Source organism: Bacteroidales bacterium (genome assembly GCA_041671145.1).
GTDB lineage: Bacteria > Bacteroidota > Bacteroidia > Bacteroidales > JAHJDW01 > JAQUPB01.
In genome coordinates, this window is sequence record JBAZBZ010000019.1 from 18276 (window position 1) to 41517 (window position 23242).

Annotated in this window: 16 protein-coding genes; 12 read left to right on the plus strand and 4 right to left on the minus strand. The window is 32.4% G+C overall.

The window, feature by feature from the left end:
• The first annotated feature begins 228 nt into the window (after nt 1–228).
• The 12 genes from WC223_07745 (at nt 229) to rocD (ending at nt 17873) form a co-directional block, all read left to right on the plus strand.
• Nucleotides 229–2757, plus strand: a complete 2529-nt coding sequence (locus WC223_07745) for a bifunctional aconitate hydratase 2/2-methylisocitrate dehydratase (GenBank protein MFA6924134.1) — start codon at nt 229–231, stop codon at nt 2755–2757.
• A gap of 33 nt (nt 2758–2790) precedes the next feature.
• The gene (locus tag WC223_07750; GenBank protein ID MFA6924135.1) at nt 2791–3990 is read left to right on the plus strand and encodes an NADP-dependent isocitrate dehydrogenase; all 1200 of its coding nucleotides are present in this window, start codon (nt 2791–2793) and stop codon (nt 3988–3990) included.
• A gap of 113 nt (nt 3991–4103) precedes the next feature.
• On the plus strand, nt 4104–4391 hold the full coding sequence (gene citD, locus WC223_07755; protein MFA6924136.1) for a citrate lyase acyl carrier protein: 288 nt from the start codon (nt 4104–4106) through the stop codon (nt 4389–4391).
• Nucleotides 4392–4411: 20 nt separating this feature from the next.
• Entirely contained in the window at nt 4412–5293 is an 882-nt protein-coding gene (locus WC223_07760; GenBank protein MFA6924137.1) for an aldolase/citrate lyase family protein, read from the plus strand.
• Between the two features lie 160 nt (nt 5294–5453).
• On the plus strand, nt 5454–7007 hold the full coding sequence (gene citF, locus WC223_07765; GenBank protein ID MFA6924138.1) for a citrate lyase subunit alpha: 1554 nt from the start codon (nt 5454–5456) through the stop codon (nt 7005–7007).
• Nucleotides 7007–8398 (plus strand): triphosphoribosyl-dephospho-CoA synthase, encoded by a 1392-nt coding sequence (locus WC223_07770; GenBank protein ID MFA6924139.1) that lies wholly within the window; start codon nt 7007–7009, stop codon nt 8396–8398. Before citF ends, WC223_07770 begins: the two co-directional genes overlap by 1 nt.
• A complete protein-coding gene (citC, locus tag WC223_07775) occupies nt 8388–9461 on the plus strand; it encodes a [citrate (pro-3S)-lyase] ligase (GenBank protein ID MFA6924140.1) in 1074 nt (357 codons plus the stop codon). The genes WC223_07770 and citC overlap by 11 nt, the downstream gene beginning before the upstream one ends.
• A 187-nt stretch (nt 9462–9648) precedes the next feature.
• Nucleotides 9649–12597 carry a glycoside hydrolase family 3 N-terminal domain-containing protein gene (locus WC223_07780; GenBank protein MFA6924141.1) on the plus strand — a complete coding sequence of 983 codons (2949 nt, stop codon included), beginning with the start codon at nt 9649–9651 and terminating at the stop codon, nt 12595–12597.
• A 139-nt stretch (nt 12598–12736) separates the two neighbouring features.
• Nucleotides 12737–14800 (plus strand): tetratricopeptide repeat protein, encoded by a 2064-nt coding sequence (locus tag WC223_07785; protein MFA6924142.1) that lies wholly within the window; start codon nt 12737–12739, stop codon nt 14798–14800.
• Nucleotides 14797–15543: a glycosyltransferase family 2 protein gene (locus tag WC223_07790; GenBank protein ID MFA6924143.1), complete on the plus strand. Its 747-nt coding sequence runs from the start codon at nt 14797–14799 to the stop codon at nt 15541–15543. The genes WC223_07785 and WC223_07790 overlap by 4 nt, the downstream gene beginning before the upstream one ends.
• A gap of 94 nt (nt 15544–15637) precedes the next feature.
• On the plus strand, nt 15638–16531 hold the full coding sequence (gene metF / locus WC223_07795; protein ID MFA6924144.1) for a methylenetetrahydrofolate reductase [NAD(P)H]: 894 nt from the start codon (nt 15638–15640) through the stop codon (nt 16529–16531).
• 112 nt (nt 16532–16643) lie between these two features.
• Nucleotides 16644–17873, plus strand: a complete 1230-nt coding sequence (gene rocD, locus WC223_07800) for an ornithine--oxo-acid transaminase (GenBank protein ID MFA6924145.1) — start codon at nt 16644–16646, stop codon at nt 17871–17873.
• Between the two features lies 1 nt (nt 17874).
• Here rocD and WC223_07805 read toward each other — a convergent pair whose 3' ends face one another.
• From WC223_07805 to WC223_07820, 4 genes are all read right to left on the minus strand, one after another.
• Nucleotides 17875–18534, minus strand: a complete 660-nt coding sequence (locus WC223_07805; GenBank protein MFA6924146.1) for a DUF5606 domain-containing protein — start codon at nt 18532–18534, stop codon at nt 17875–17877.
• 228 nt (nt 18535–18762) lie between these two features.
• The gene (locus WC223_07810) at nt 18763–19629 is read right to left on the minus strand and encodes a hypothetical protein (protein MFA6924147.1); all 867 of its coding nucleotides are present in this window, start codon (nt 19627–19629) and stop codon (nt 18763–18765) included.
• 65 nt (nt 19630–19694) lie between these two features.
• Nucleotides 19695–21041 carry an adenylosuccinate lyase gene (purB, locus tag WC223_07815; GenBank protein MFA6924148.1) on the minus strand — a complete coding sequence of 449 codons (1347 nt, stop codon included), beginning with the start codon at nt 21039–21041 and terminating at the stop codon, nt 19695–19697.
• A 1-nt stretch (nt 21042) separates the two neighbouring features.
• Nucleotides 21043–23238, minus strand: a complete 2196-nt coding sequence (locus WC223_07820; GenBank protein MFA6924149.1) for a DUF1736 domain-containing protein — start codon at nt 23236–23238, stop codon at nt 21043–21045.
• Between the last annotated feature and the right edge of the window lie 4 nt (nt 23239–23242).

Here is a 23242-nt window from a genome sequence, read left to right on the forward strand (position 1 = left end):
TGCGTAAAATATTAATAAAGAATACGGGAATTACTTACCTGAAATAAATATTAAGAATTTGTTTTTTTTGTCATTTTATGCTTATACTTTTGTTATTTAATTAACAACTGTTTTATGTGTAAATTTTAACTTTTCAATAAATTATATTTAGTGCTTGTATAAAGTCGAGAGTAACGAAGAAATCGAACATTCTGGACAAACTATATTTATCGGTTAAAAACAAAAAATATGCTAAAAGAATATTTTGAACATGTTGACGAAAGAAAAAAAATGAATATTCCTCCGCTTGCTCTTAATGCTTTGCAAACAGAACAACTTTGTGAATTAATTCAAAACCAACCGGACGGAAAAGAAAATTTATTGATTGATTTATTATGCAACAGAATTTCACCGGGAGTTGACCCTGCTGCAAAAGTCAAGGCGGAATTTTTAAATAAAATCGTAAAAGGACTAATTAAAACAAAATTGATTTCTCCTCAAAAAGCTATTGAAATATTAGGAACAATGATTGGCGGTTATAATGTTATTCCATTAGTCGAAGCACTTGAAAATAAGGAATTATCGGATTATGCAGCTAAATCTTTATCCAATATTACTTTGGTTTACGATGCTTTTGAGCAAGTAGTTGAATTATCAAAAAATAATAGTTCTGCTCAAAAAGTACTTGAATCATGGTCAAAAGCTGAATGGTTTACATCAAAACCAAAATTGGAAGAAATAATAAAAGTTAAAATATTTAAAGTGGAGGGAGAAATAAATACTGATGATTTTTCACCTGCTTCCGACGCAGTAACTCGTCCTGATATTCCTTTGCATGCATTATCAATGGGTAAAATAAAATTTCCTGAAGGGATTTCGATTATTGCAAAATGGAGAAGTGAAGGACATAAAATTGCATTTGTAGGCGATGTTGTAGGAACTGGCTCATCAAGAAAATCCGCATGCAATAGTGTTATGTGGCATATTGGTGAAGATATTCCTTTTATTCCGAATAAACGCCGCAATGCCATTGTGATTGGCGGAAAAATTGCACCTATATACTTTAATACAGTACAGGACTCAGGCGGAATACCCATTGTTGCTGATGTTACCAAAATTAATATGGGCGACATTGTTGCTATTAATACAAAAGAAGGAACTATAAAAAATGAAGCAGATGAAGTAATCGCAAAATTCACACTTAATCCAAATACATTATTAGATGAATATCGCGCAGGAGGAAGAATTTCCAAGATTATTGGCAGGGCACTGACTTTAAAGGCGATAAAAGTATTAAATTTAAACGAAAAAGAAATTTTTGTTTCACCAATAAATCCTGTTCATAAGAAAGGACAAGGATTTACATTAGCACAGAAAATTGTTGGCAAAGCTTGTGGCGTTGAAGGAGTACTTCCCGGAACAGCATGCGAACCTGTTATGAATACTGTTGGTTCGCAGGATACAACAGGACCAATGACTGCCGATGAATTAACCGAGTTAGCTTGTTTGAAATTCCTATCGCCAATATTCATGCAATCGTTTTGCCATACAGCGGCATATCCAAAAGCCATAGATATAAAGATGCAAAAAAATCTTCCTGCATTTATTATAGAGCGCGATGGTGTTGCTTTAAAAACAGGTGATGGAGTGGTACATTCATGGCTTAACCGACTTTTAGTCCCCGATAAAGTTGGAACCGGTGGTGACTCACACACACGTTTTCCTTTAGGCATTTCATTTCCTGCGGGTTCGGGATTAGTGGCTTTTGCAGGTGCACTCGGATTTATGCCGCTTGATATGCCCGAATCAGTTCTTGTAAGGTTTAAAGGTAAGTTAAAACAAGGAATTACTTTGAGAGATGTCGTAAATGCTATTCCTTATTTTGCAATTAAAAGAGGACTGCTTACTGTTCCTAAGAAAAATAAAGTAAATGTTTTTAACGGAAGAATAATAGAAATGGAAGGATTGCCAGATATTACTCCTGAGCAGGCATTTGAACTTACTGATGCCACAGCTGAAAGAAGCGCAACGGCAACTTGCATTAAACTTTCCGAAAAATCAGTAATTAAATACGTGAAATCAAATATTGCCTTAATTGAAGATTTGATAAATAAAGGTTATGAAAGTAAGTATGCGTTGAAAAGACGCATAAATGAGTTGAATGAATGGCTTGCCAATCCCAAATTATTATCGGCTGATAAAAATGCAGAATATGCAGAAATATTTGAAATTGACTTATCCGAAATTACCGAACCAATAGTATGTTGTCCCAACGACCCTGATGATGTTAAATTGTTATCGGAAGTTGCCGGTGAAAAAATAAATAATGTGTTTATAGGTTCATGTATGACTAACATTGGTCATTTCAGGGCAGCAGCAAATATTTGGGACGGAGCAAAATTTAATCCGGAAGTTAGAACTTATATTGCTGCTCCAACGAGAATGGATAATAAGAAACTTTTTGATGAAGCAATGTTTGCAAAATTTGCTAAAATCGGAGCAAATGTTCAAGTACCAGGGTGCTCATTGTGTATGGGAAATCAATTGAGAGTCGCTGATAGTGCTATGGTTTTTTCTACATCCACACGAAATTTTGATAACAGAATGGGCGATGGCGCATCAACTTATCTTGGCTCTGCCGAATTAGCTGCAATGATTGCATTAACCGGCAAAATTCCAACTCCTTCTGAATACTTTGAAATTTTTAATAAAAAAATAAAACCAAATGAGGATAAAATATATTCTTATCTTCAATTTGATAAAATGCAAATAATATAAATTTTAATAACAATTTTATAAAAGAACAGATATATGACAAAAATTCAAATGAAAACGCCATTAGTTGAAATTGATGGTGATGAAATGACCCGCATATTGTGGCCTATGGTTAAATCAAAACTTATTGAACCATTTGTTGATTTGAAAACAGAATATTATGATTTAGGTGTTGAAAAAAGAGATGAAACCAACGACCAAATTACAGTTGATGCTGCTAATGCTATTAAAAAATATGGTGTTGGTGTAAAAAATGCTACTATCACGCCAAATGCCGAAAGAGTGGCAGAATACAAATTAAAAAAACAATGGAAAAGTCCTAATGGCACAATCAGAACGATACTCGATGGAACTGTTTTCCGTAAACCGATAATGGTAAATAATATTAAACCATCGGTTCGTTCATGGAAAAAGCCGATTATTGTTGGTCGCCATGCGTATGGTGATGTTTATAAAAATGCAGAAATATTTATGGAAAATGGAGGAAAATTGGAAATTGTTGGTACCGATAAATTTGGAACTGTTAAAAGAGAAACCATTACTGAAGTTGATGGAGCTGCCGTTATTCAAGGCATACATAACACTGTTGCATCTATAACAAGTTTTGCCAAGGCATGTTTTGAATATTCTCTCGACCAAAAAATTGATTGCTGGTTTGCCACAAAAGACACTATCTCTAAAATATATGACCAGAAATTCAAAAATATTTTTGAAGAAGTTTTTGAAAAAGAATATAAAGAAAAATTTAAAGAAGCAAAAATTGAATTTTTCTATACCCTAATTGATGACGTTGTTGCAAGAATAATGAAGATTGAGGGCGGTATTCTCTGGGCTTGCAAAAACTATGATGGCGATGTGTTGAGCGATATGGTTGCTTCTGCTTTTGGCTCATTGGCTATGATGTCTTCGGTTCTTGTTTCTCCAAACGGATATTTTGAATATGAAGCCGCCCACGGAACTGTTCAGAAACATTATTACAAACATTTGAAAGGCGAAAAAACTTCAACTAATGCAGTGGCTTTAATTTATGCATGGACAGGCGCTTTGAGAAAAAGAGGCGAATTGGATAATATTTCCGAACTTAAAAAATTTGCCGACAAATTGGAGGAAACAATTATTGCGACAATTGAAGATGGCTATATGACAGGCGATTTGGCAGCTATTTGTGAACCAAAAGCAAAAAAAGTTTTGCATTCCGAAGAATTTTTAGACGAGATTGCTTTGCGAATAACTTAGTGCGACTTTACGGTTAATATAAAACACTCAACCACAAAGGAACACAAAGAAAAAACAAATTTTGCCTTTTGAGATACACTCTTAGACATTAAACTTTAAATATTAAAAATAATATGATAATTAAACAACAAGCTCAGGCAGGAACTTTTGAATCAAGCGATATGTTAGTATTGGTTGAACCGGTTCCTGAAGGAACAGGTAGAATTATTGAATTGCATTCTCCAGTCATGATTCAATTCGGGAAAAGCATAAAAAAAGAAATTATTAATGTCTTGGACGAATATGATATTAAAGACGTACGATTAGTGTGCAATGATAAAGGAGCACTAAGTGCAACTATTAGTGCAAGAGTTGAAACTGCTTTAAGAAGAGCTTTAATGATACAAGACGGCGTTATATAATAAAAAAACAATTACAGAAAATGAGAAAAAATAAAAGACGTACAGCTTTATATATTCCGGGACATAATCCCGCAATGGTTCAGCAAGGCGGTGTTTATGGCGCAGATACAGTTCTACTTGATTTAGAAGATTCAGTTGCTCTTTCAGAAAAAGATGCCGCGAGAATTTTAGTCAGAAATATGATTAAGAGTATTGATTTTTACAATACGGAAGTAACAGTTAGAATAAATCATATTAACACACCCTTTGGATTAACAGACCTTGAATACATTGTGCCTGTTAAGCCCGAAGCAATCCGATTACCTAAGATTGAAACAAAATCAGATGTAATTACTGTAATTGAAATAATTGAGAAGATTGAGAAAAAACATGGCATTCCTATCGGAAACATAAAAATTCATCCGATGATTGAAACCGCAATTGGAGTGCAAAATGTTTTTGAAATAGCATCTGCACATCCGCGAATTGATGCTATTACTATTGGCGGACAGGATTTAACCGCAGATATGGGAATTGTAAAAACCAAAGATAATGCCGGTTTGGATTATGCTCGCAAAGCTATTGTTATGGCTGCAAAAGCCAATAGAATTGATGCTTTGGATTCTGTCTTTGCCGATGTTAACGATGATGATGGTTTGAGAATAGAAACCGAATATGCTAAAAAAATTGGTTTTACAGGGAAAGCAGTTATAAACCCACGGCAGATTGATATCATTCATGATGTATTTAATCCGACCGATGAAGAAATAAGAGTTGCAATTAAAATTGTTAAGGCATTTAATGAAAATACCGCAAAAGGCATAGGAGTATTTGCTCTTGACGGCAGAATGATTGATGCTCCTGTTGTTACAAGGGCTCAGCATATTTTAAATTTAGCGGATATTGATATTGATGATTTATAATTAGAGTTTGTCCAGAATGTCCGATTTCTTCGTTATTCTCGTTTTAAAAACCAGTCATTTACTACAGTAAACTCCTGATTTTTAAAACTTCGAAAGCCTCGAACTCGGACATTCTGAACCAAACTCTCGACTTTATGAACAAACACTAATTACAGAAAATATGAAAAATATTTTAGGAAGAGATATTCCGGAATATATTGAAGGAATTGGTAAACTTGAACCTTTTCAAGGTGCGTGGACAAAATTGAAAAAAGGATGGATGGACGAACCAACGGTAGCATCTGCTATCAAAGCTAAATTACCCCATCAAAATAAATTATGCGATTCCCTTGAAGAAGCTATCATTAAAACAAATCCCGTTAACGGAATTACTGTTTCGTTTCACCATCATTTAAGAGGTGGGGATGATATTGTTGTTAAAAGTATTTCCATTTTATCTAAACTTGGCATTAAAAACATAACACTTGCTTCTTCATCTTTAACCTCGGCGCATGATGAACTCATACCTTTTATTCAGGACGGAACGATTACCAAAATATTTTCATCAGGGATTCGTGATAAATTAGGAAAAGCAATATCAAGAGGAATTCTCGATATACCTGTTATTATTCATTCGCACGGAGGGAGAGCAAGAGCTATAAAAACAGGAAAAATAAAAATTGACCTTGCAATTATTGCCGCAGCATCTGCCGATTGCGAGGGCAATGCCACTGGCTCACACGGAAAATCGGCTTTCGGTTCAATTGGCTATTCCATGGTTGATGTGCGGTATGCAAAACAATCAATTGTTGTTACTGATAATTTGGTTGATTACCCTTGTATTCCATTGTCCATCAAACAAAGTTTTATTGATTATGTTGTTAAGATTGATTCTATTGGTGATACATCAAAAATTGCTACCGGAACCACCCGAATTACAAAATCTCCAATGGATTTGAGAATAGCCAGATTAGCGGCAGATGTTATTGAACATTCCGGATATTTTGTAAATAATTTTTCTTTTCAGGTTGGTGCCGGCGGTGCAACTCTTGCAGTTGCGAAATTCATCAGAGATAAGATGAAGAAAAAAAATATTACGGGAAGTTTTATGCTTGGCGGAATTACTTCGTATTGTGTTGACATGCTCAACGAAAATTTATTTAAAGCTTTGTTTGATGTTCAGTCGTTTGATGCCGCTGTGAGTAATTCGTTGCTTAATAACAAAAAACATATTGAAGTGCCTTCTACATTGTACGCCAATCCGTTTAATTGCGGATGCCTGACAAACAAACTCGATATTGTTGTTTTGGGTGTATTGGAAATTGATGTGGATTTTAATATTAATGTTATTACAAGTTCCGAAGGTTATATTACAGGTGCTTCAGGAGGTCATTCCGATACTGCTTCAGGCGCACAGCTTGCAATAGCTGTTTGTCCTTCTTTTCGAGGCAGAATTCCTATTATTAAAAAAAGAGTTAACACAATTGTTACACCCGGCGAAAGTATTGATGTGTTGGTTACTGAACGTGGTATTTGTGTTAATCCGAAAAATAAAGAATTGGAACAAAGATTAAAAAAAACCGGTTTAAACATCAGGGATATTCATGAATTGGAAAAAGAAGTTGATGGAATTACAGGTATTCCTGAAAAGGTTAAATTTACTGACAAAATTATTGGAATTGTTGAATATCGCGATGGTACTATAATTGATGTAATCAGGCAGGTGAAAGAATAATGAATGACAATGATGAAATTATAAAAAGAATTTTGCTGGCTAAAGAAAAACGCTCATTAATAAAAGAAAGAATTAAAAATGACGGTTATGCTTCTTTAAGTTTTTCTCTGAATATTCCGGGATATCCTAAAATAACAAAAGATATTTCTGTTTTTTTTAATATAGTATTAAGTCAATTCAAAATATTTTTATCAGCAAATTTAATAGAGATTACTCAGGAACATTATGAAACCGATGAATCCGGAATTTTCTTTCTTTCTTCATTAAAATCATCCGGTTCTTCAATTCAAAATATAAAACAACTTTGTGAAACATTTGAAGAAACCCATGAATTGGGAAGATTAATTGACATTGATGTAACAGATAGCAATGGTAATTATATTTCTTCGGGGAGAAACAAATTATGTATTTTTTGCAAGTCGTTTCCTGCTGTTGAGTGCATGCGCTCGGAACGACACAATTACTCAAAGCTCCGCAAATATATTTTTGAAAAAATCCAGAACTATTTATTAATTCAACGAAAAGAAAAAGTATGCAATAACCTTGTTTCTTTTGCTGCAAGAGCTATTTTCTATGAAATTTCCCTCACTCCAAAACCTGGTCTTGTTGATATAGATAATTCAGGAATTCATAAAGATATGGATTACCATACATTTATTGACAGCAGTTCTGCTATCATTCTGTATTTCTATAAAATTGCAGAAAAAGGATTTTCATTTAATAAATCTCTTTCTTTTGCTTTGGCTTCAATTCGTGAAACCGGATTAATTATGGAAAAAGAAATGTTCAGAGTTACTAATGGAATTAATACTCAGAAAGGAATTATTTTTTTAATGGGAGTTGCTGTTTTTGCATCAGCAAAATTAATTGCAGATAAAGGTTCATTTGATTTAGAAAAGTTTTCGGATATGACAATGAATATTGGCAAAAATATTTTAAATGAATTTGATGCTAAATCATTAGATGAAACTCATGGTAAAATTTGTGTTGAAAAATATGGAAAGCACATTGGCGGAGGAGCCAGACAAGAAGTTGCAAGCGGCTTTAACACTGCCATAAAATTTGGTTTGCCGATGTTGAGTGATTACGAATTAGAAAAAATAAATTCATCGGGAAAACAAAAGGTATTATTTAATGCTTTACTTTTGTTAATCGGAAACAATAATGACACGAATGTTATTTATAGAAGCAGTTTGGAAGTTCTTGAAAAATTAAAATCACTTGCGTTGAAAACTTTTAATTCCTTAACGGAAGATGATAAAAAAAATAATTATAAAATTATTGAAACATATTGCTTGGAAAATAATATTTCGCCGGGAGGTTCTGCCGATTTACTTGCTATTGTTGTATTTTTGTATTTTGTAAAAAAAACATATAGTCATGAATGTTGAAAATACTGATTACAGGTATGAGATAATGGATATGAAAAACCCTTATGATGTCAGAAAAGTAAAGAGTTTTTTAAAATCCTTGGGATTTGATTTTATTCCGGAGCAGATTGATTATACAATTATTCTTGTTAATTTAAACGATGATTTAATTGCTACGGGTTCTTTAAAAAATAACATTTTGAAATTCGTTGCTGTTGCTCCTCAATATAGGGACACGACTGCTTTTTCTTTTGTTACAAAACATTTAACCGAAAGAGCTTTGCTAAATAATAAAACGACTTTTGTTTTTACAAAACCTGAGAACATTGAAAAATTCCAGGGAATAGGTTATACCGAAATAGCTTGCGCTCCGCCTATTTATGCTTTGCTCGAATTCGGTTATAAAACAATTAACGATTATAAAGCGTATTTAAAATCAAAAAAAGTTAATAAAAAAAATCAAAGCGTTGCTTCAATCGTTGTCAACTGTAATCCTTTCACGAACGGACATAAATATCTTATTGAGAAAGCCGCATCAGAAAATGACATTCTTTACCTTTTTGTTGTTGAAGAAGATAAATCGGTATTTGGTTTTGATATACGATGGAAATTAATAGCAGAAGGAATAAGTCACTTGAAAAATATAATTATGTTAAAGGGCGGAAATTATATCGTTTCATCGGCAACATTTCCTGCATATTTTTTAAAGAATGAAAAAATTGATATAATTACAAAAAAACAAACCGAGCTTGATGTTAATGTTTTCGCAAAGCATATTGCTCCTGTTCTTGAAATTCAAAAAAGATATGTAGGTACAGAAGTTTACTGCAAAACAACAGCAGAATACAATAAAGCAATGAAAAATATTCTTTCAAAAAATAATATTGAATTAATTGAAATTACAAGATTAGCAATTGGAGGAGAAGATAATTATGTCAGTGCTTCAAAAGTCAGGAAAGCAATTAAAGATGGTAATCTTAATGAAGTTATGGATTTTCTTCCCGATTCAACCAAAAACTTTCTTATGTCAAAAGATTCTGAGAAAATAAAAAATAAAATAAGGTTTTCCGCTTCCAGACATTAATTAGCTTTATGTTAATTGTATTATGATATTTTACAAAAGAAGTAGGATGTATGAGATAAGAAGTAGGAATTTCATATCGAAAGTAATGTTCATGTTTTTTCATACTTCCTACATCATACCTCGGTTTTTACGACATTTTATACATAACTTAACAATAGTGTATTAAACAATAAAAAGGAAAATTAATTTGAAACGAAAAACGCAAAAATATTTTATTGCTTTGTTTTTACTGAGCATTAATGCATTTGCTCAAAAAACAAATTTAAAATCCGACAAATATTTTCCTTTCAGAAATGTTGATACTCTTTGGGTAGATTCTGTTTTTAATTCATTAACTTTTGAACAACGCATTGCGCAACTCTTTATGGTTTCTGCATATTCCGACAGGGACCAGAAGTACAATGAAAATGTTGCTGACGTTATTTGCCAGTATAATCCGGGTGGAATTATGTTTTTGAAAGGAAGTCCTGTGCATCAGGCAAATATTACAAATTATTTGCAGTCGTGGTCTAAAGTACCTATGTTGATTGCAATTGACGGTGAATGGGGTTTGTCAATGCGGCTTGACAGTACAGTCAGCTTTCCCCGCCAAATGGCACTTGGAGCAATGCAAAATGATACGTTGATTTATTCAATGTCAAAGGAAATTGCCCGTGAATGCAAGCGAATGGGAATACATATAAATTTTGCTCCTGTTGTTGATGTAAATAACAACCCTAAAAATCCAGTGATTAACACCCGTTCATTCGGAGAAAACAAATTTGATGTAGCCCTTAAAGGATTGCTATACATGAATGGGTTACAACAAAACGGAATTATTGCAACAGCAAAACATTTTCCCGGGCATGGAGATACGGAAAGCGATTCGCACCATACTTTACCCGTTCTTACGCAAAACAGAAAACGACTTAACGATATTGAATTATACCCTTTCAGCCATTTGATAAAAAACAATATCCTTGGTGTTATGGTTGCACACCTTGATATTCCTGCTCTTGATACCACACAAAATCTTCCTTCTTCTTTATCCGAAAAAGTTGTAACATCTGTTTTAAGGGATAGCATGGGTTTTAAGGGTTTGGTGTTTAGCGATGCTCTCAACATGAAAGGCGTAACAAATTTTTATAAACACGGAGTAGCGGAAGTAAAAGCAATTAAAGCCGGCATAGATGTTCTCCTTTGCTCAGATGATATCGAAACTGCAATTGAAGAAATAAAAAAAGCAATTTATCTTGGCGATGTATCACAGGAAGAAATTGATAAAAAGTGTAAAAAAATATTGGCTTCAAAATATTGGGCTGGACTTAACAATTATAAACCTGTAAAAATCGAAAATCTCATTGACGACTTGAATACAAACGAAGCAGAGTTGCTCAACAGAAAACTCGTTGAAAATTCAATTACATTACTTGCTAATAAAAAAAATATCATACCTGTTAAAAATCTTGATACACTTTGTATTGCTTCTTTGTCGGTAGATGAATATGAAACAACACCGTTTCAGGAAATGCTCGGTAATTATGCTGATGTCAGTCATTATAACATAATGTCAGTGAGCGACAGTTTGAAATTTGATTCAATGATTACAGAACTTTTCAAATATAATCTTATAATAATAGGCATACACAGTTTGACCGGATTGCCGTCAAGGAACTACGGACTTTCACAAAATGTAATAAATTTAATTGACACATTGTCGAAAAATTCAAAAATTATAATTGATATTTTTGGCAATCCTTACATGCTGTCGATTTTTAAAGGAATAGAAAATGCAGACGGAATAATAATTTCATATCAGGATAAAAAATTACCGCAGGAAATTTCCGCACAAATAATTTTCGGAGGACAAGGAGTAAGCGGTAAATTACCTGTTTCTGCATCAGAAAAATATCCCGTTAATTCAGGTTTAAAAATTTCTCAAACAATAAGATTAAAATATTCAATACCCGAAGAACTTGGAATTAATTCCGATTATCTTGAAAAAATAGATTCAATTGCAAAAGATGGTATTTCTAAAAGAGCTTATCCCGGATGCCAAATTATTATTGTAAAAAAAGGAAATGTTATTTATCAAAAAAGTTTCGGATTTCATACTTTTGAAAAAAAACTCGCTGTTAAAAACACCGACATATACGATTTGGCTTCGCTTACAAAAATACTTTCAACAACCCTTGTCACAATGAAACTTGAAGGAGAATGCAAAATAAATATCGAAAATAAAATTTCTGATTATCTGCCGTTATTGAATAACAGCAATAAGAAAAAAATTATAATTAAAGACATTCTCACTCATCAGGCAGGATTGCAATCGTGGCTCCCTTTTTATAAAAAGACAATTGTCAACGGGAAATTATCTGATAATATATACAGAACTTATGAAAACGATACATTCCCATATAAAGTTGCCGATAAAATTTTCATAAGAAAAGATTATCCCGACACTATAATGAAAGAAATTGCCGAATCGCCTTTGAAAAAGAAAAAAGAATATGAATACAGCGACCTTGGTTTTTATATAATGAAAAGTGCAATCGAAAATATTACAAAAGAAAGCATTGATAATTATGTTAAAAATAATTTTTACAAACCTCTCGGATTATCAACAATGACATACAATCCGCTCCAGAAATTCAAAATCTCACGAATCCCTCCTACTGAGTTTGACAGGGAATTCAGAAAACAAATTATTCAGGGATATGTGCACGACCCGGGTGCTGCTATGCTCGGTGGGGTTAGCGGACATGCAGGTTTGTTTGCTAATGCAAACGATGTTGCAAAATTAATGCAGGTGCTTTTGCAAAAAGGATTTTATGCCGACAGAAAATATCTTTATTCAGAAATCATTGAAAAATATACCAGATGCCAGTTTTGCGATGAAGGAAACAGAAGAGGACTTGGCTTTGATAAACCGGCAATTGGCGGAAAAGAAAGTCCTGCGTGTAAAGATGCTTCATCTGAAAGCTTCGGTCATACAGGTTTTACAGGCACTTATGTGTGGGTCGACCCGAAATATGATTTGATTTATGTTTTTCTTTCAAACAGAGTTTATCCCGATGCTGAAAATAAAAAACTTGCAAATATGAATATAAGAACAAATATTCAACAGGTGATTTATGATGCAATTTTGAAGAAGTAGTCAGTATCCAGTACAGTAATCGGTAAAAAAACATAATCACTAAGCTCTCTGCCCTCAGCTCTATGCTCTTTACCCTCAGCCCTAATTCATACCTCTTTTTTTAAAAAAAAATAATATATTTGTATTTTGAATTTTCAAAATGGGCAAAAAAAAGCAAAAACAAATTCAGCATATTCCTAAAACACCTGTTAAGACAACAGAGTTAAGTTTGTCTTCAAATAATTTATTAAAAAACAAACAACTCTGGATTTTTATAATTCTTTTATTGACGGCTATTGGATACATTCCAATTTTCCAAAATGCTTTGATTGACAATTGGGATGATGGCGTTTATATTACAAAAAATGATATTATAAAAGAGCTTAACCTGAAAAGATTATTCACTGCTTTCTACGGAGGAAATTACCACCCTTTTATTGCTCTTTTTAATGCGTTGGAATATCATTTTTTTAAATACAATCCTGTAGTTTATCATTTTAATAATCTTTTATTTCATCTTTTAAATGCTTTTCTTGTTTTTAAATTAATTGAAACTATAACAAAGAAAAATGAAGTTGCAATAATAACCGCATTGTTTTTTGGTATTCATCCTATGCACGTTGAATCGGTTGCTTGGGCTGCTGAGCGAAAAGATGTTCTTTATACATTTTTCTATCTTCTCGCTCTGATGAGTTATATAAAATACATTACTGTCAAAGAAAAAAATATAAAATATTTTATTTATGCGTTTATTTTAATTGCATGTTCCTTGTTTTCAAAATCAGCAGCAGTGGCGTTTCCATTACTTTTATTTCTTGTTGACTGGTTTTATAAAAGAAAATTTAATTTTAAACTCATATTGGAAAAGCTTCCGTTTTTCGTACTGTCTTTAACTTTCGGAATTGTTGCTTTATTTTCGCAGAAGTCGGCTATTTCAACAAAAGACATAGGTAATTTATATGCAATATGGGAAAAGCCATTTTTAGCATGTTATGCAGCTTGTCTTTATTTTTATAAAATGTTTTTGCCGATAAATTTATCTGCCATATATCCATATCCTAACAGAACTAACGGCTTTTTGCCAATACTTTATTATTTGTCGCCACTTGCGGTTTTGATTATTGCTTACTTTGCTTATAAATCATTGAAGACAACAAAATATGTTGTTTTCGGATTATTGTTTTTCTTTATTACTATTATTTTAGTTTTGCAAATTTTACCTGTAGGAGGTTTTATTATTGCCGAGAGATATGCTTACGTACCTTACATTGGCACTTTTCTGATTGTTGGAATTGCGTATTCAAATGTGTTGAATAGCCAGAAAAGCAAAGCAATTCAATTCAGACCGGTTTTCACGATTCTTTTGATATTGTTTGCCTTTATATGTGTTGTATTGACTTTTGAGAGAACAAAAGTATGGAAACGCGGCGATACTGTTTTTATTGATGCAGTGAAAAACAACCCTGTTCCCATGGCTTATGATAATATCGGATATTATTATTATTTAAAAAAAGATTATGACAAATCTTATGAATATTATTCGAAATGCCTGAGCATAGACCCAAACTACCATGAAGCCCTTAATATGAGAGGTGTGGTAAATTTTAATCTAAATAAATTTAATGAAGCAATTGTTGATTACAATAAAGCAATACAATTAAAACCTAATGATACTGCAAGTTATATCGGTAGAGCAAATTCACTGAGCAAGATTAATAAATTTGAAGAGGCAATACCTGATTATAATTTTTATATAAAAAATAAATCAAAAGAAAGTGACGCTTATTTTTACAGGGGAGTTGCATATTTCAGTACAAACAGGTTTAATGAAGCGATGTCGGATTTTAACATGAGTTTAAAAATAGACCCTAAAAATTTTCAGGCATATCTAAAAAGGGGAATTTTATTTTATAAAGCCGGTAAACTAAATGAAGCGATAAACGACATGAATGAAGCAGAGAAATTAAATCCAAGTAGTTCTGAAATTTATTCGTGGCGTGGATTAATTGATTATTCGATGAAAAACATTGAAAAGGCAATTGAAGATTATACTAAAGCCATCCAGTATAATCCTAATGATATCGCAGCATATGTTAACAGAGCCGGTGCATATCAGGATTTGGGCAAATATTATCTGGCTGTTAAAGATGCTGAAAAAGCCAAATCCATGGGATTTCAGCTCGATGTTAACTATTTTAGTAAAAGTAAAAAAAGTTTAAAATGATTAACGGTAAAAAAGTAATTGTTGTTTTGCCTGCATACAACGCAGAAAAAACACTTGAAAAAACTTATTATGAAATTCCTTCCGAATATGTTGATGATGTTATAATTGTTGATGACGCAAGTATTGACAACACTATTGAGGTTGCAAGAAAAATAGGAATTAAGCACATAATAAAACATGAAAAAAATAAGGGCTATGGTGGAAACCAGAAAACCTGTTATGATGCAGCGTTAAATTTAGGTGCCGATATAGTTATCATGCTTCATCCCGATTATCAATATACACCAAAGCTCATTCCTGCAATGGTTACAATTATTGCAAATGATTTATATCCTGTTGTTTTTGGCTCAAGAATTTTAGGTAAAGGTGCGATGACAGGCGGAATGCCAATGTACAAATATGTTTTCAACAGATTTCTGACTTTAACACAAAATATATTAATAGGACAAAAATTATCGGAATATCATACCGGATACAGAGCTTTTTCAAAAGAAGTACTGAACAAAATAAATTACAAAGCAAATTCCGATGATTTTGTTTTCGACAACCAAATGATATCACAGATATTTTATGCAGGTTTTGAAATCGCCGAAGTTACTTGTCCTACAAAATATTTCGAAGAAGCGTCTTCAATAAATTTTAGAAGAAGTATGAAATACGGATTGGGTGTTTTAAAAACTTCTTTCTGTCATTTCTTGCAGCGAAAAGGATTGGCGAAGTTCAGTATTTATGAAACTAAATAAATTTTAAAATTCAGTTTGTGGTTTAAAATGTTCGTAGTTTGTTGTTAAAAAAACTTTAAACTTTAGACCTTAAACTTTAAACTATTAAAAAAAAATGAAGAAATTATCTGAAGTATTTAAAGAAAACAAAATAACATTCTCGTTCGAGCTATTTCCTCCTAAGACAGAAGAAGGATATGAAAAGCTTTTTCATACGATTGATTTATTTGCAAAATGCAAACCAAATTTTATTTCTGTTACATCCGGTGCAGGCGGAAGGTTTCAGTATAAAATGAAAACCCTGCAGATTGTTGATTATATTCAAAGAAATAATTCGGTTATTGGTTTGCCCCACTTGACCTGCATATATGACTCAAAAGATGAAATAAAAGAAATTCTCGAAAGATATAAAAAACATAATGTGTCTAACGTGCTTGCCTTACGTGGCGACCCGCCGAAAGATAACCCGATGTGGAAACCAAAAGAAGATAATTTTAATTTTAGTTATGAACTTGTGAAATTTATTCGCGAAAATCATGGTGATAATTTTAGCATTGGCGTTGCTGGTTTTCCTGAGAGTCATCCCCTTTGTAAAAACAACGAACTTGATGCAAAATATTTAAAACAAAAAATAGAAGCTGGCTCTGATTATGTTATTACGCAATTGTTTTTTAATAATGATGATTATTACAAATATGTTGAACGTTTGAAAAAAATAAATGTTAATGTTCGTATTATTCCCGGCATTTTCCCGATTACAGATTACGAAGGACTTCAACGACTTTGCCAAAACTGCGGAACAAAAATTCCAGATAACGTTAATGCAATATTTTCTGAAATCAAAGATGACAAGGAAGCTGTAATTGAGGCAGGTATTCAGTTTGCAACAAATCAATGTATAGAATTACTAAAAAATGGTGCTCCCGGTTTGCATTTTTATACATTGAACAAAATTTATCCTACATCTATAATTCTCAATGCTATCAAGACAGAAATGGGAATTGCATAAAAATATTTTTTTTGATTTATTTATTTTATTCTACAAATTAATATATTTGCTTCATAATTTTTAAAAGTTTTCCAAAAACTATAAACTAAAAACTAAGTATATGTCAGAAGTTATTGATACCACATTGTCGGCAAAATCAAAGGAATTGATAGAGCTGGAAAATCGCTATGGAGCACATAATTATCATCCTCTGCCCGTTGTTTTGTCGAAGGGGGAAGGAGTTTATTTATGGGATGTTGACGGAAAAAGATATTTCGATTTTTTGTCCGCATACTCAGCAGTAAATCAGGGACACTGTCATCCTAAAATTATAGGTGCGATGCTTGAACAAGCACAAAAATTAACTCTTACGTCAAGGGCTTTTTATAACGATTCTCTTGGTGCTTATGAAAAATATGTTACGGAATTTTTCGGTTACGATAAAGTTCTACCGATGAATTCAGGTGCTGAAGGCGACGAAACTGCAATTAAACTTTGCAGAAAATGGGCTTATGTAAAAAAAGGAATTAAAGAAAATGAAGCAAAAATTATTTGCTGTGAAAATAATTTTCATGGCAGGACGGTTACGGTAATATCAATGTCAACGGACCCTGATTCTTACAGTGGCTTTGGACCTTTTACTCCCGGCTTTGTGAAAATTCCTTATAACGATTTAAAATCTTTGGAAAAAGAATTGCAAGACCCGAATGTTGCAGGATTTATTGTTGAGCCAATTCAGGGCGAAGCGGGTGTTTTTGTTCCTGACGAAGGATATCTTGCAAAAGCATATCAACTTTGTAAATCGAAAAATGTTTTATTTATTGCCGATGAAGTTCAAACAGGTATTGCACGAACAGGAAAACTTTTAGCTTGCGACCATGAAAATGTAAAACCTGATATTTTAATTCTTGGAAAAGCATTGTCTGGAGGTGCATATCCTATTTCTGCCGTTCTTGCAAATGATGAAATAATGCTTTGCATAAAACCTGGTGAACATGGTTCTACTTTCGGAGGAAATCCTCTTGCTGCAAAAATTGCAGTTGCTGCATTGCAGATTATTAAAGATGAAAAACTTGCTGATAATGCTGAAATAATGGGAAAAATATTCAGAAATGAATTAAAGAAAATTGATTCGCCAATGATTGAATTGATAAGGGGCAAAGGTTTGCTGAATGCAATCGTTATTAAACCGATAAAAGGTAAAACTGCATGGGATGTTTGCCTTAAAATGAGAGATAACGAACTTCTTGCAAAACCCACTCACGACAATATAATTCGATTTGCACCGCCGTTAGTGATAAATGAATTACAAATTTTGGAAACTATTGAGATAATAAAAAAATCAATTCTGGCTTTCAGCTAAATTATTTGCTTTTTTCTTTTTCCTTAATTTTCTTGGGGGTCTTTTCTGTTGAAGTTTTATCTTTTGTTGTTTTCTTTTTAGGCTTTTCCTCAGCGGGTTGCTTTTTCGCTTCAACTTTTTTCTTTTCTCCTTTTTTTATTGGGGCTGCTTCTGATTTTTCTTCCGCCTTTTGTTCGGGTTGTTTATTTATTATTTCTTTTGCAGATTCTACTTTTTGTTCCTCTTTTGCTGCTTTAGTTATTTCTTCAGTTGATTCTTCTTTTGTTTCTTCCTCAATTTTATCATCAATCATACCGAGTGTTTGCAAATTATTATACCATGAAATCATTTTTTTGATATCGGAAGTATAAACTTTTTCTTTGTCATATTCGGGAACTATGGTTTCGAAATATTCTTTTAATTTTTTATCATCACTTTTGGCATCAACAGGAACATTTCCTTTTTCTTTTTCAAAAATTCTTTTGAAAACCTGGAGCAGCGGCAGTTCCGTGTCGTTGGTATATACTCCGATGTCTTTCAATGCAACTAATTTTTGCGAAGCATAAGTCGGGATTCTTTTTTTATCATTTAATGATTCAAGAATTGCTCCTGTTTTTGTTTGAGCAACAAATTTAAAAAGTCCCGATAATCCTGAAATTGCGTAAATGTCTTTTAGGTTCATAAGTTTTTGTATTTTTTACAAAAATATAAAATTAATTATAGAATAACGTGAATTATGGCTTTTATTTGTGTTGTTTTTTTAGTATTATTAAATAGAGTGCATCTAAAACTTTTGTGGGCTTTAGTGATTTAGTGTTTTAGTGGCAAAAAAACAGTAGCCACAAAAACACCAAAACACAAAATTTCACCAAATAAAAAAATAAAAAATTTAACTTTAAGTTCTTATTATTTAAATTATTTTATAATTTTTATACTCTCCAATATGCCATCCGGTACTTTTTTCGATGCAATCGGAAATAATTGTTTTAAAACTTTTTTTCTTTATTGGCTCAAAGGAAAATTTCCAATTCATTGCATTAATTCTTTTTTGCATAACTTCGGGATGAGTGCCATTAAATTTTTCAAGTGAATCAATTTGTGAATAATCAAAACTTTCAACATCAGGAATATTTTTTTTGAGCCATTCATCAGAATGCCATAATTTATTAAATGTTTGTTGTTTTGCTTGCTGCTTATCCGGCGATTTCACCCATCCGTAATGATAAATAAAAGCATCAATAGGTTTTACTTTTAATTTATTATTGTTTTTTCTGAAGCCCATCGCATCACCATAAGAATTAATGTTTTTATCGTTTCTGATAATTCGTACTTCTTTTCTGTACCATTTTCGTGCTGTGCCAATGTAATCATAAGAACCATAGAAATGCAGATAATTAATTAGCAATCCTTCAACTTCTTTATTATCGTTCCATTTCAGCATTGCTTCTTTTATTGCAGGCAAATATTTTTCGTGTATGATTTCGTCCGCCTGAATGTAAAAAGCCCAGTCGGAATCGGGAGAAATATTTTTTAATGCTTTATCGGTTTCAATTGCAAGAACTCTGCCTCCTTCGCGAAGCTCATCATTCCATATTGTATTTATTATTTTTATTTTGGGAGAATTAATATTTTGAATTAATTGTAAAGTTTCATCTTCGGAGTTACCAACAGCTACAACAAATTCATCGCAAAGCGGAAGAATGGAATTAATCGCTTCAACAACCGGATAGTCGAACTTTATGGCATTTCTGATAAAAGTAAATCCGCTAATTTTCATTTAGTAGTGAATTTGTGAAATGATGAATAATTTGTTATTACTGGTTTTTCACTATTAATTAGTCATTAAAATATCCCCGTATAATTTTCGGGAGTAATTTTTTTTAATTCTTCTTTCACCGAACTTTCAACATCAAGATTATTTATGAATTTATGAATAGATTCTTTTGTCATGCTTTCATTTGAGCGTGTCAGTACTTTCAGTGCTTCATAAGGATTTTTATAACCTTCGCGACGGAGTATTGTTTGAATTGCTTCGGCAACTACATTCCAGTTATCCTGTAAATCGTGCTTTATGGCATTTTCATTTAATAAAAGTTTATTCAATCCTTTTAAAAGAGATTTCATTGAAATAACTGAATACGCAATAGGAACGCCGATATTTCGCAAAACAGTTGAATCGGTAAGGTCACGTTGCAGGCGTGAAATTGGAAGTTTTGAGGAGAAGTGTTCGAATATAGCATTTGCAAGTCCGAGGTTGCCTTCGGAATTTTCGAAGTCAATGGGGTTTACTTTATGCGGCATTGTTGATGAACCGACTTCATCTTTTTTTATTTTTTGTTTAAAATAATTCATTGAAATATAAATCCAGAAGTCGCGGTTGAGGTCAATTAATATTGTATTTATTCTTTTAAGATTATCGCAGAAAGCAGCAAGATTATCGTAATGTTCAATTTGTGTTGTTGTTTGTGAACGCACCAAACCGAGAGTATCATTAACAAAATTATTTGAAAACTTAACCCAATCAATTTGCGGGTATGCAACATGGTGGGCATTGAAATTTCCTGTGGCACCGCCGAATTTCGCGGAATAAGGAATTGTATTAATAAGTTTTTGTTGCTGTTTTAATCTTTCAACGAAAACAAAAATTTCTTTTCCGAGTTTTGTAGGTGAAGCCGGTTGCCCGTGTGTTCTTGCAAGCATTGGAATATTTTTCCATTCTTCAGAAAAGGAAATTAATTTTCCAATGAGTTCATTAAGCAACGGGAAATAAATTTTATCAGCAGATTCTTTTATTAAAAGCGGAATAGCTGTATTATTTATATCCTGCGATGTAAGTCCGAAATGAATAAATTCTTTATATTTTGATATTTCTAATGCTTCAAATTTTTCTTTAAGAAAAATTTCAACTGCTTTTACATCATGATTTGTAGTTTCTTCAATTTTCTTGATTCTTAAAGCATCATCAATGCTGAAATTTTCTGATATGTCGGTTAATTTTGAAAATAAACTTTTATCGAAATCTTTAAGTTGCGGTAATGGCAATTTACATAAAGCAATAAAATATTCAATTTCTACAAATACTCTTTTCCTGATAAGAGCGTATTCAGAAAAATAAGGCGAAAGTTCAGATGTTAGATTTCTGTATCTTCCGTCAACAGGAGAAATTGCTGATAGTTGGTTGAGTTCCATATTATTTTTTATTTTTTTGTTCCTGAGTTAGTTTTGCTGCTTTCACTCTGCATTCGTTTGCCTTGTCAGGCATTTTCATTTGAGCATAAGAATTCGCCATATTCTGATATGTCATGGGGTCATCGGGTTTGTATTTTAGGGCTTTTTGCAATGCTTCAAGTGATTCCTTGTACATGCCTTTTATTCCATAAGCAACTCCCATATTTTGGAGAATAGATGCATCATCGGGCTTAAGTTGAATTGCTTTATTCAAATATAAAAGTGACATATCGATATTGTTTTTTCTTTGACCCCATATTTGCCCTAGCCGATTGTATCCCCTGTAATCATTAGGATTTTTGGCAACATAAGAATTCATTATTAAAAGTGCAGAATCAGGTTTGTCCGTATTTTCATATACCTGAGCCATACCCGTGCAATATTCGAATTTATCAGGGTTAACAGTTAAAAGTCGCTTGAATGCCTTGTAAGCAATATAAAATCGTTTTTTATTTAAACTGTTTTGTCCGAGTGTAAGCATGTTTGTGGTGCCGTCAGAATGTGCCGGATTTATATTAATGCAATTGTTGTAACAAATAAATGCTTCGTCATATTTATCTAAATACAAATATGCATTTCCATATAAAACCCATCCTGCGATGTAAGTTGAATGTAGTGATGTTCCCTTTTGAAGATATTTGATAGCAAGATAAAGATAGTCCTTTTTTTGTATGGTGTCCTTTATTTTCTCCGAACGTTCAATCAGCATCCCTGCTGCCGAAACTGTACATTTGGCACTATTTTCCGAAGTTTTAACATCGGTGGTGAATAATGTAAAATCGTCATACCACACATGGTTTCTTGTGATAGTTTTAACGGAGTATCCCGCAAATAGTATAATTATCAGTGTCAGCGTAATTTTATTTGCTATGTTTTGAACTTTAAAATATTTTTTTATTTCAATAATTAAAAAATAAGAAAGAGCAAAGCAAAAACCGAGCGAAGGAATGAAAACAAATCTTTCATTCATGAAAGCACCTATATTTACAAGCAAATTTGAAACAATAGAAAAAGTGAGCAGATAAAACAAAATCCAGTAGGAAATTGGATTCTTCTTTTTTAATCCTTTTAATGCGTAAAATGCAAGGAAAATAAAAATAAGTAATGATATTATTGCTCTGAAATCAGTCCATCCGATAATAGGAATTTGCTTGGGATAATAATCATGTGTTAGGGGATGTGGAAATATAAGGAGTTTAAAGTATAAAGCCATTGTATAAAATATTGTTGCATATTTATCGCTGATGGTAGCGTTTACATAAGGATTGTTCAGAAGTTCTTTTTCGATGGTTCCCGAATTTAGCATAAAACCAAGTGCCTTGTATCTGATAATGCCATAAGCGAAAGTTGCTAAAAGCAGGGGAAGAATTGATATGATGATTTTCTTAAAATTATAGTTTTTAAAAAAATAAATGGTAAGGGGGATTATTACTAAGAAAGTAATAGCTGTTTCTTTCGACATCAATGCAAGGAAAAAACAAACGGAATAAATGAGCAAATACAATATTTTGTTTGTGTTGAGATATTTCAGAACAAGCAATATTGTTATAAGAGAAAAAAGCATACAGAATAATTCATCTCTTCCTTTTGTGTTTGCAACTGCTTCGGTATGTATGGGATGTGCAATATAAAGCACTGTTGTTATGAAAGTCAGCGATAAGTACCAAATAGTATTCGGTGGTGGTTTATTAAGTTCGTTAAGCAAAATAAAAATCAGAATACAGATTAATGCAAAGCAAATAAGATTTCCAAGATGGCTAAAAAAAGGATTTATTCCCCCGAAAATTTGGTATTCTATTGCAAAAGTTATTTGTGCTAAAGGACGATATCTGCCGCCTGGTAAAAGATTTTTTTTCTCTCCGTAAAATCCGTCAAATGAATCGCTGAATAATATTTTTTTTATTCCATGAATTCCTTGTTTTGTAAATTTATTGTCGGTAATAACGAGGCGGTCATCAAGGGTATATTTTAGATTTAAGGTATTTGCATATAAAATAAAAGTAATCAGAGCAAGGAAAATTATTTGCAATCTCGTACTATTGCTGAACTTCTGCCAGAAATTTTCTTTTGGTATTGCAACAGTTACAGTAACATTTGATTTGGTTGCTGTACTTTTAAAATCTTTTTTTCTGTTATTTTGAAATTCCTGCTTTTTCAATTTT